At 64.5% G+C, this 9992-nt stretch carries 7 protein-coding genes and 2 pseudogenes; 4 read left to right on the forward strand and 5 right to left on the reverse strand.

The window, feature by feature from the left end; translation table 11 throughout:
* Positions 1–79: 79 nt before the first annotated feature.
* Positions 80–1087 carry an alpha/beta fold hydrolase gene (locus tag XAXN_RS06185; RefSeq protein WP_054318909.1) on the reverse strand — a complete coding sequence of 336 codons (1008 nt, stop codon included), beginning with the start codon at positions 1085–1087 and terminating at the stop codon, positions 80–82.
* 362 nt (positions 1088–1449) lie between these two features.
* A complete protein-coding gene (locus XAXN_RS06190; protein WP_054318910.1) occupies positions 1450–2832 on the reverse strand; it encodes an L-serine ammonia-lyase in 1383 nt (460 codons plus the stop codon).
* An 87-nt stretch (positions 2833–2919) separates the two neighbouring features.
* Here XAXN_RS06190 and XAXN_RS06195 point away from each other — a divergent pair, with 87 nt between their 5' ends.
* Positions 2920–3159: a glutaredoxin family protein gene (locus tag XAXN_RS06195; RefSeq protein WP_054318911.1), complete on the forward strand. Its 240-nt coding sequence runs from the start codon at positions 2920–2922 to the stop codon at positions 3157–3159.
* Between the two features lie 189 nt (positions 3160–3348).
* Here XAXN_RS06195 and XAXN_RS06200 read toward each other — a convergent pair whose 3' ends face one another.
* From XAXN_RS06200 to XAXN_RS06210, 3 genes are read right to left on the reverse strand one after another with little or no spacing between them, the layout of a single operon-like run.
* Positions 3349–3918: a YceI family protein gene (locus XAXN_RS06200; protein WP_054318912.1), complete on the reverse strand. Its 570-nt coding sequence runs from the start codon at positions 3916–3918 to the stop codon at positions 3349–3351.
* A gap of 9 nt (positions 3919–3927) precedes the next feature.
* Positions 3928–4491, reverse strand: a complete 564-nt coding sequence (locus XAXN_RS06205; protein WP_054318913.1) for a cytochrome b — start codon at positions 4489–4491, stop codon at positions 3928–3930.
* The gene (locus tag XAXN_RS06210) at positions 4488–5150 is read right to left on the reverse strand and encodes a YceI family protein (protein WP_054318914.1); all 663 of its coding nucleotides are present in this window, start codon (positions 5148–5150) and stop codon (positions 4488–4490) included. Before XAXN_RS06210 ends, XAXN_RS06205 begins: the two co-directional genes overlap by 4 nt.
* Before the next feature lie 96 nt (positions 5151–5246).
* On the opposite strand from XAXN_RS06210, the gene XAXN_RS06215 reads away from it, so the two are divergent.
* The 3 genes and pseudogenes from XAXN_RS06215 to XAXN_RS20720 all read left to right on the forward strand — a co-directional run.
* Positions 5247–8819 carry a hybrid sensor histidine kinase/response regulator gene (locus XAXN_RS06215; RefSeq protein ID WP_054318915.1) on the forward strand — a complete coding sequence of 1191 codons (3573 nt, stop codon included), beginning with the start codon at positions 5247–5249 and terminating at the stop codon, positions 8817–8819.
* Positions 8820–9120: 301 nt separating this feature from the next.
* Positions 9121–9768: pseudogene (locus XAXN_RS06225) on the forward strand (ligand-binding sensor domain-containing protein); the annotation flags it as partial.
* Positions 9769–9816: 48 nt separating this feature from the next.
* Positions 9817–9992, forward strand: a pseudogene (locus XAXN_RS20720) (transposase); the annotation flags it as partial.

Here is a 9992-nt window from a genome sequence, read left to right on the forward strand (position 1 = left end):
GCTGGCTGCAGCCGGTTTCGACCGGCCGCGGTGAAGATGAGAGGGCAACCAACCGTTGCCCCCTCATCCACCCATCGCACTACTGCGCAATGGCCTTCAACAGCGCAGCATTGAAGCGCGCCGGGTCCTGCACCTGCGGCGAATGGCCCAGCTTGGCAAACTCGATCAGTTTTGCATTCGGAATCGCGGCCGCCGCGCGTTTGCCCAGCTTGGTGTAATCGCCCACGCGTGCCTTGACCTGCGGCGGTGCGGTGTCCTTGCCGATGGCGGTGCGGTCCTTGAGGCCGATGAACAGCGTGGTCGGTACCGCAAGTTTGGGCAGCTCGTAGACCACCGGCTGGTTGAAGACCATGTCGTAGGTCAGCGCCTGATTCCACGCCACGGCCTGCTTGCCCCTGCCCAGCGACATGCCGGCCTGCATGCGCGCCCAGCGTTCGAATGCGGGCTTCCATTGACCGGCGTAATACACATCCATCTGGTACTTCTTGATCCGTTCGAAGCTGGTTTTCAGTTCGTTGTCGTACCACGCATCCACGCTGCGCCAGGGGATGCCTTCGGCCTTCCAGTCTTCCAGCCCGATGGGGTCGACCAACGCCAGATGCTCGGTGGCTTGCGGGTACATCAGCGCATAGCGAATGGCCAGCATACCGCCCATCGAATGGCCGACAACCACCGCATGTTCGATGCCGAGCTTGTTCAACAGCGCATGTGTGTTGTCGGCCAGTTGCGCGAACGAGAACTGATAGGCGGCAGGCTTGCTGGATTTGCAGAAACCGATCTGGTCCGGTGCGATCACGCGGTAGCCGGCCTTGCTCAGGGCCGCGATGGTGGTTTCCCAGGTGGCGGCGCAGAAGTTCTTGCCATGCAGCAGCACCGCGGTGCGGCCATTGGGTGTACCGGTCAGCGCAACATCCAGGTAGGCCATTTCCAGCGGCTGCTGTTGCGAGGTGAATGCATAGGTCTTGATCGGGTGCGGGTAGTCAAAGCCTTCCAGGCGCGGGCCATAGCTGGCTTCCTGCGCCATCAGCGGACTGCAGACCAGGGCGAGCGTGAGGGTGCAAGCGCGCTTTTGCATTGTGATCTCCATCCGGATCCAGCATGTGACGTTACAGCCGGGGATGTGGTGGGGACGTACAGCCGGGCGACGTTTGGCAGGCGCTGCCGGCCCTTACTGGCGATGGCGCGGGTGACCAGTGCAGGCGCCGATGCCTGTTGCCCTCATCCGCGCTTCGCGCCCCTTCTCCCGCGTGCGGGAGAAGGGGAGTGCATCGGTTCGCGCCAGGTTTTTCGTGCTTCGAGCTGTACGCGCCCATTCCTGCTTGCGAGACAGGGGCCTTACATCAACGCACGCCTGGCAAGCCTTTTGCCTGGAGACCGGCGCGCACCTGTGTGGTAGGTTGTTTCGACACTACAGGCGCTCACTCGGTGCCACTCTCGCCCACGACTGACTCAGCACTCGATGACGTTCACCGCCAGCCCGCCGCGGCTGGTTTCCTTGTACTTGTCCTGCATGTCGCGGCCGGTGTCGCGCATGGTCTTGATGACCTTGTCCAGCGAGACCTTGTGCTTGCCGTCGCCGCGCATGGCCATACGGCTGGCGTTGATGGCCTTCACCGCGCCCATGGCGTTGCGTTCGATGCACGGAATCTGCACCAGCCCGCCGATCGGGTCGCAGGTCAGGCCCAGGTTGTGTTCCATGCCGATTTCCGCGGCGTTTTCGATCTGCTCCGGGTTGCCGCCGAGTGCGGCAACCAGGCCGCCGGCGGCCATCGAACAGGCCACACCCACTTCGCCCTGGCAGCCGACTTCGGCGCCGGAGATCGAGGCGTTTTCCTTGTAGAGGATGCCGATGGCCGCTGCGGTGAGCAGGAAGTCGAAGATGCGTTGTTCGCAGGCGCCCGCGCAGAAACGGTCGAAATAATGCAGCACCGCCGGAATGATGCCGGCCGCGCCATTGGTCGGCGCAGTGACCACGCGGCCGCCGGCCGCGTTTTCTTCATTGACCGCCAGGGCGTAAAGGTTGACCCAATCCAGCGTGGTCAACGGGTCGCGCATGGCCGCTTCCGGCTTGGAGGAGAGCTCGCGATAGAGCACAGGTGCGCGCCGCGAGACGTTCAGGCCGCCCGGTAGCGTGCCTTCTTCGCTGATGCCGCGTGTCACGCAGGACTGCATCGCATTCCACAGCTCGCGCAGGCCAGCACGGATCTCGTCTTCGCTGCGCCAGCTCTTCTCGTTTTCGAACATCAGCGCGGCAATGCTCAGGCCGCTGCGCGCGCACTGTGCCAGCAGTTCGTCGCCGCTGAGGAACGGGTAGGGCAGCGGCGTTTCGTCGGCCACGATGCGGTCGTCGGCAGCGTCGTCCTGGTTGACGACAAAGCCACCGCCGACCGAATAGTAATCGCGTGTGGCGATAACGGCTTCATCGGCGTCATAGGCCGTAAAGCGCATGCCATTGGGGTGGTACGGCAGCTTCTGCCGCTTGTTCATCGGCAAGTCGCGCCTTTCGTCGAAGACGATGGCGTGCTGGCCCATCAAGGTGATGCGCTTGCTGGCGCGAATGCGCTCCAGCGTGGCGGGGATGATGTCCGGGTCGATCAGGTTCGGGCGATGGCCCTCCAACCCCAGCAACACCGCCTTGTCGGTGCCATGGCCGCGGCCGGTCAGGGCGAGCGAACCGAACACTTCGGCGCGGATGCGCACCACGTCCTGCAGGCGCCCGGCATCGAGCAACCAGCGGTGCACGAAGCGTTCGGCGGCGCGCATCGGCCCCACGGTGTGGGAGGAACTCGGACCGATACCGATCTTGAACAGGTCGAACGTGCTGACAGCCATGCGTGCCGAAGCGGTGAGCGTAAAGGCGGCTATTCTAGTCGTTCGGCGGTTGCGGCACGGCTGCAGCGCAGCATGAGAGCCCGGCGGATGCCTCTGACCCTGTACCAGCGCGACGATTGCCACCTCTGCGACCAGGCCGTGGAAGTGCTGGCACAGGCGCGTGCGGGCGATTTCGACAGCGTGTTTATCGACGACGATGCGGCGCTTGAGTCCGTTTATGGTGCCCGCGTGCCGGTGCTGCGCGATGCGTGTGGACGCGAGCTGGATTGGCCGTTCGACCGCGTGCGCTTGCACGCGTGGCTGGAAGAAGACGTCCCCAAGAGGTAGTCGCGGCGCAACAAGATGCCAAAGCCGCGATCTGTACTGCAGTCGCGCAAGGTGCGGCTTGCGCGCATCGGCCACGTTCTGGAGGTGGCTATCGGCGCTCGCTGTCGCACGCCATGCGGGCATAAAAAAGCGGCGGACCCGACGAGTAGTCCGCCGCTCAGTGGCTGCGTCCGGTTGCAGCCTGTGGCGTTACTTCGCCTTCAACACGACCTTGGTGCTGATCGCGGTTTCGTTGGGAATGGTCTTGGTGTCGGCCCAGTCGCCGCCGCCCACGCCAAAGTCCAGTCGCTTGACGACGGCCTTGCCGGCCAGCACCGGCTGCGCGCCGGGGGTCCAGGTAAAGATCAGCGTGACCGGCTTGCTGACCCCGCGCAATTCCAGGGTGCCATCGGCGGCGTATTGGTTGCCACCCAGGGCGCGAAACTTGTCGGCGCGGTAGCGGGCAGTGGCGAACTTGGCGACGTTGAAGAAATCCGGGCCTTGCAGGGTGGAATCGCGGTCGTTGTTGCCGCTGACCGCGCTGGCCAGCGGGATGCGCACGTCGAGCTTGGCCCCGGCCAGGTTGGCCGGATCGAAACTCAGCGTGGTGTCGAATCCGGGGAACTTGCCGGTGAACACTTCGCCGTCGTACTTGCTGGCGAATACCAGGCTAGAGCCCGGCGCCTGCACGTAATCGGCGGCCAGCACCGGTGCGGCGGCGAACGTGGCAACCAGCGAGGCCGCGACCAGTATCGGAGAGGCGAACAACTTGGACGACATGGGGAATCCTTATGGTTTGGGAGCCAGCCAGCCACGCGGCAACATCCGCGCCAGGGTGGCGTCGCGCTGGAACAGGTGGTGGTAAAACGCAGCGCCGGCATGCGCCAGCACCACGGCAATCAGCAACCAGAAACCCCATTCGTGGATGAAGTGTGCAATGCCGCGCAGTTGTTCGTCCGGGGGGCTGAGCTTGGGCACATTGAACAGGCCGAACCAGCGGAACGGCCGCAGGCCGCTGGTGGAGTCGTACAACCAGCCCGACAGCGGCATGGCGAAGATCATGGCGTACAGCAGCCAGTGGGTGAACCCGGCGATGCGCTCCTGCCAGCGCGGCGTACCGGCCACCGCCGGTGGTGCGCCGGCGTAGATGCGCCAGCCAAGCCGCACGATCACCAGAGCCAGGACGGTCAGCCCCACTGACTTGTGCGCGGTGTATACCCAGAAGTATTTCGGCGTCTTGGGCAGCTCGCCCATGGTCAGGCCGACGATACCCAACACCAGGATCAGCAGGGCGATCAGCCAGTGCAGGGTCTGGCTCACACCGCCCCAGCGTTCGAGGTTCTTCATGCTCATGTACCCGATTCCTGGGTGGCGGCGGAGTCCGGCGTCGTGGGTGCGGCTTGCGGCTCGGGTGCATCGTCGTCGGCGCGGCCTTCGCGCAAGGCTTCGGCTTCGATGCGCAACTCCACGCTATCGCCGATCATCGATTTCCAGGCGTCGATCCCGAACTCTGCGCGGCTCAGCGTGGCGGTGGCGGAGAACCCGGCGGTGCGTCGGAACGGCGGAAGCGGGTGACGTTTGAGCGCGTTGAGGGTGACGTCCAGGGTGACCGGGCGGGTGACTCCGTGCAGGGTCAGCTGACCGGTGACCTTGGCACGGTTTTCGCCGCTGGCTTCCACGTGTGTGGAGACGAAATGCGCGTCGGGAAAGCGCTCGGCGTCGAGTAGGTTACGTGCCAGGGTGGCCTGGTTCCACTTGGCATCGCCCAGGTCGGCGCGGCGCAGCGGCACGGTGACATCTAGCCGGGCCGCGGCCCAGTCGTCTGGGTCGAAGATCAACGTGCCGCTACTTCCGGAAACGGTGCCCAATGCCTTGGAAAGGCCGGCATGTTCCACCGCGAACAGCACCCGGGTATGCACCGGATCCAACGCATACCGCGCTGGCGCAGCGGTGGCGGCGAGGCTGGTTGCGACCAGGGCAGAGGACACCAGCAGGCGGGCGAGGATTGTCATGGGCGGATTCTAGACACATCCCGGCTAGGCGCGCTTGGCTTGCGCTCGCAACGATCCGTTGCGAGCATGCCGGCTGGACGAGGAAAGGATTCCCCCATGCGTGTACTCATCGTGGTGCTGGCCGTTCTGGTGGCGATTTGCCCATGCGCGGCAAAGATTCCGGAAGTGCCACGCTTTCGGATCGTGGGACCCAGCGAAGGCTTGCCTTCGACGATGGTGGTTGCCATCAGCCAGGATCGCGCCGGCTACCTATGGCTTGGAACGCTCGACGGTCTGGTGCGTTACGACGGCGCCGGCTTCAGGACCTGGCGCCACGATCCGGCCGACCCTGGATCGTTGCCCTGCAATGCGGTGCAGGCATTGCATATCGATGCGCTGGACCGGGTCTGGGTGGGCTGCGGCAAGACGCTGAGCGTCCTGGATGCCGGCCGCAGGCGCTTTGTTCACTATCGCGCTGCAGACTATCCATTACTCAAAGACGGCGAGATCTTCAGCATCGCCGCGTTCGATGGCGGCATCTGGGCCGGCACCACCACCGGTGCGCTGGTGCGCATCGATGCCAGCGGAGGGATGTCGTCGGTGAATCTGGGCGGGATCGACGGCGCGCTGGATCACGCCATGGTCATGAACCTGGCGGTGGACAACCAGCACCGCCTGTGGATCGGTACCAGCAATGGCCTGGCCTATTACGACGGCAAGCAACTGCATCGCCAATACATCGCGGACGAGCCGAACCGGGAATCGGCCATCTTCGGCTTGCAGTGGACCGGGGACCGTTTGTGGCTGGGAAGCGAATCGGGATTGCATGTGCTGCGCGCAGACGGTCGCTGGCAGCCGCTTGCCTGGTCAACGATGTTCGGCAACGGCAATGAATTCTGGGGCGCAGTCGCGACGCGGGATGGCGAATTCTGGCTGGGCAGCGGACGTGGGTTGTGGCGCACGCGCGGAGAGCGTCCACCGGTGCCCGCCCTGAGCGGGGAGGGGCCGTTGTCGCGTCGTAACGTGATCGGCTTGATGGGGGCGGCCGATGGCGGCCTGTGGGTGCCCATGCATGGCACCGGGCTTGGGTATCTGCCAGACGACTGGAAACGCAGCGCCGTGCTCAAGCCCGCGGTGCCGATGGGCGATGCGATTTATTGCAACCTGGCCCCTGCCAAGCGCTCAGGGGGCTTATGGCAGGTGGATGCGCAGGGGCGACTGTTGCGCGTGGACCCGAGTACCGGCGATTCGTTCCAGACAGGCCTGCAGTCGCCGCAGCTCAAAGGGATGGAGTTGGTGTCGGCGCTGGAAGATCGCCTGCAACGGGTGTGGCTGGGGAATTTGACCTTTGGCCTTTCGCGGATGGATTTGCGTACTGGTGACTTCGTGCACTGGCCGTCCGATGGGCCCGAGCCGTCATCGGCGTTGTCGGCGCCGGAATGGATCATGGAGCATGGCGACACCGTCTGGATGGCCTTCATCGACATGGTGCAGCAGCGCGACCTGCGCACTGGCAAGGTTTTGCAGCGGATAACCCAACAAGACCTGCATGGCCTACGCGCGATCGACATCCAACAGCTGGACCAGGGGCCCGACGGGCGCGTCTGGGTGGCCGGCGAGGGCGGCATGTTCGCATGGGACGAGGCGACAGGCCGCTTCGTGCCGGTGGCAGGGCTTGAGGGTATGCCGATTCAGGCATTTGCCAGCCAGTCTGCGGACACGCTTTGGGTGTATCGCGCCTCCGGCGCAGAACAGTGGCAAAAGCTTGCGGCCGGCTGGAAGCGCGTCCGTCAGGTCGGCGAAGCGGATGGACTGAGCGGGTTCGATGCCTCTGCCATGCAGATCGACCCGCGTGGCCGTGTCTGGATTTCCAGTCTGCGCGGGCTTTGGCGGATCGATCCCTCGGTGCATCCGGCGCGGGTCCGCAATATCGGCACGCGCGATGGCCTGACCAGTCAGGAGTTCATCCAGCATTGCCTGTTGATGTCGGGCGACACCTTGATCGGCGCAACCAGCGATGGCTCTACCGTGCTGCTGGATACGGCAATGCCGGATGTTGCACCGTTCGTGCCGGCACTGCAGCTGGAACATGTCAGCGTGCTGCGCAATGGCGCACGGATCGCCTTGCCAATGGACCGCCCGTTCCAGCTGGGCCCCGAGGACCGTCAGCTGCAAATCGTCAGCCGCCTGCTGTCGTACAGCGACCCGCTCTCCAATCGATATCGCAGCTTCCTGAAAGGCTTCGATACGGACTGGCAGACCATAGGCAACACGGGCATTCGCGAATTCGCCAGCCTGCCCGCCGGCAACTATGCGCTTGCGCTGCAGGGCATCGACCCGTTGGGCAATCGCTCACAGGTGCGTTCGCTGCAATTTTCGGTCAGGCCGCCCTGGTGGCGTAGCGAGATCGGCATTGCATTGATCTGTTTTTCCGGATTGCTGTTGAGCGCCTTGTTGGCCGCCGCTTATCGCCGACGGATCCGCATGCGCGCGCAATGGCAGCTGGCGCAACACAAGCGCGAGTTGGCCGAACAGGCATCGCTGGCCAAGACGCGCTTTCTGGCAACGTTGGGTCATGAAGTTCGCACACCGATGACCGGCGTGCTGGGCATGAGCGAGTTGCTGCTGCAGACCCCGTTGGATGGCCGTCAGCAAGGCTATGCGAGCGCGATCCAGCTGGCCGGCAAGCACCTGCTGCGTCTGGTCAACGATGCACTGGATCTGGCCCGGATCGAAGCGGGCAAATTGCCGCTGGATTATCGCGATTTCGACTTGCGTCAGTTGGTCGGTCAGGTGGTGGAACTGGTGCGTCCCAGCGCCGAGCAGAAGCGGCTGGCATTCCACTGCGAGCTCGACGATGCATTGCCGCCGGCATTGCATGGCGATGCCAGTCGCGTGCAGCAGATCCTGCTGAATCTGCTGTTCAATGCGGTCAAGTTCACCGAGCGCGGTAGCGTGCATCTGCGCGTTACCGCGTTGCCGCAGCACAGCCGACAGGGTCTGCGCGTGGAAGTGCGCGACACCGGGCCGGGCATGAGCGCCGATCAGCACGGCCGGCTATTCCAGCGGTTTGAACAGGCCGAAGGCGCGCTCACGCTGGCACGGCACGGCGGCAGTGGGCTGGGGCTGGCGATCTGCCGCGAACTTGCGGCGGCGATGGGCGGCGCGGTGACGGTCACCAGTGAGTTGGGGCAGGGCGCCTGTTTTGTGGTCGAGCTGCCGCTGCACTGGGTGTCGACGTTAGCTGCGGTCACGCCTGCAGTGCGCGCTCCGTCGCTGCGAGAGCAAGCGCCGTTGCAGCTGCTGCTGGTCGAGGACGATGCGACCGTGGCGCAGGTGATCGTCGGCCTGCTGCAGACGCGTGGGCATCACGTCACGCATGTGTTGCATGGTCTTGCCGCGCTGGCAGAGGTGAGTACGCGCAGTTTCGATGCAGGATTGTGCGATCTGGATCTGCCCGGCCTCGATGGCGCAGCGCTGGTGGCGCAGTTGCGCGCGCGGGGCGTGCGCTTTCCGATCGTGGCGGTGACCGCACGTGCCGACACCGATGACGAACCGCAGGCGATGGCCGCGGGCTGCAATGGTTTTTTGCGCAAACCGGTCACGGGCGACCTGCTGGCGCAGGCATTGGCGCGGGTGCTTGCCGATGTCGATGATGGCCGGCGCGATAGCGAGGCCGGCGACGCGTAAGTTGACGTGCAAGCCGTCCGACTCCGCGACAGAAGCGTTGTGCCGGCCTTGTCTTGGTTCCGCAGCGCGGATAGCAAATCGGCAGCGCGTTCGCCGCAACCAGTGTCGTGCGCGGCAGGTGCCCGTCGCATTGGGCGACCAAGCGTTGGTCGCATGCCGGCCAGTCGGAACGAGCAGCAGAACAGCGACTCGGCCAAGTGCGAGCCACTTTGCGCAACCAAGAACTGCCGCGTAGCGGGTAAAGTGCAGTCCCAACAAGGAGCGCCTGGGTGCACACGCGGCGATGAGGATAAGGATGACGATGAAGGACGTGCTGTTGTCGGTGTTGGCCGTGCTCTTGCTGAGTAGCCTGGATGCGGCGGCGGTGAACCAGATCGAGACCCCGCGCATGCGCCGCTTCGGTGGTGCCGAAGGCCTGCCTTCGCGCATGGTGCTGGCCTTCGCCCAGGATCGGCAAGGCTATGTCTGGGCGGCGACCAGCGATGGCCTAGCGCGCTATGACGGCATCGGTTTGCAGGTGTGGCAGCACGATCCGCATGTCGCCAGTTCGATTCCGGGCAACGAAGTGGAAACGCTGTTCGTCGATGATCGCGACCGGATGTGGGTTGGCATCAATGGCTCGCCACCGAGCATGCTGGATGCGGCGCGCTCGGCATTTACGACGTTTCCCGACGTTGGCAGCGCATGCGATGGACAGGTCTGGGCGCTGGCCCAGGCCGAGGATGCGATCTGGATAGGAACCAGCAGCGCCGGGCTGTGCCGGCGCGAAGAAAATGGTCGGGTGACGGCATTCCGTGCCACCCCGGATGCGGCGGACGGACTGCCCAGCAACACCATCATGAGCCTGGTGACCGATGCGCGTGGCCGGCTATGGATCGGCACCGACAGCGGGTTGGTGATGCGCGACGGCGAGCGCTTCGTGCGCATCGCCCCAGACCGACTAAGAGCGGATAACAAAACCCTTGAATTTTGTTGAGTCGGCGGCAACATTGTCGGCATGACACGTCGCAAAGAGATCCCTATTGCGCTGTGGAAGCGCATCGAGCCACTGATTCCGCAGGTCAAGCCTTCCCTCCAAAGGTGGACGACCTCGTGTCAGTGATCAGCAGGCCCTCAACGGCATCGTCTATGTGCTGCGCACGGGCATTGCGTGGGAAGACCTGCCTTTGGAAC

Source organism: Xanthomonas axonopodis (genome assembly GCF_001304695.1).
GTDB lineage: Bacteria > Pseudomonadota > Gammaproteobacteria > Xanthomonadales > Xanthomonadaceae > Xanthomonas > Xanthomonas axonopodis.

What these genes read in the sequence shown, in the direction of transcription:
- XAXN_RS06185 (WP_054318909.1), bottom strand. Translation starts at nt 1,087, where the DNA reads ATGGAGATCACAATGCAAAAGCGCGCTTGCACCCTCACGCTCGCCCTG.
- XAXN_RS06190 (WP_054318910.1), bottom strand. Translation starts at nt 2,832, where the DNA reads ATGGCTGTCAGCACGTTCGACCTGTTCAAGATCGGTATCGGTCCGAGT.
- XAXN_RS06195 (WP_054318911.1), top strand. Translation starts at nt 2,920, where the DNA reads ATGCCTCTGACCCTGTACCAGCGCGACGATTGCCACCTCTGCGACCAG.
- XAXN_RS06200 (WP_054318912.1), bottom strand. Translation starts at nt 3,918, where the DNA reads ATGTCGTCCAAGTTGTTCGCCTCTCCGATACTGGTCGCGGCCTCGCTG.
- XAXN_RS06205 (WP_054318913.1), bottom strand. Translation starts at nt 4,491, where the DNA reads ATGAGCATGAAGAACCTCGAACGCTGGGGCGGTGTGAGCCAGACCCTG.
- XAXN_RS06210 (WP_054318914.1), bottom strand. Translation starts at nt 5,150, where the DNA reads ATGACAATCCTCGCCCGCCTGCTGGTGTCCTCTGCCCTGGTCGCAACC.
- XAXN_RS06215 (WP_054318915.1), top strand. Translation starts at nt 5,247, where the DNA reads ATGCGTGTACTCATCGTGGTGCTGGCCGTTCTGGTGGCGATTTGCCCA.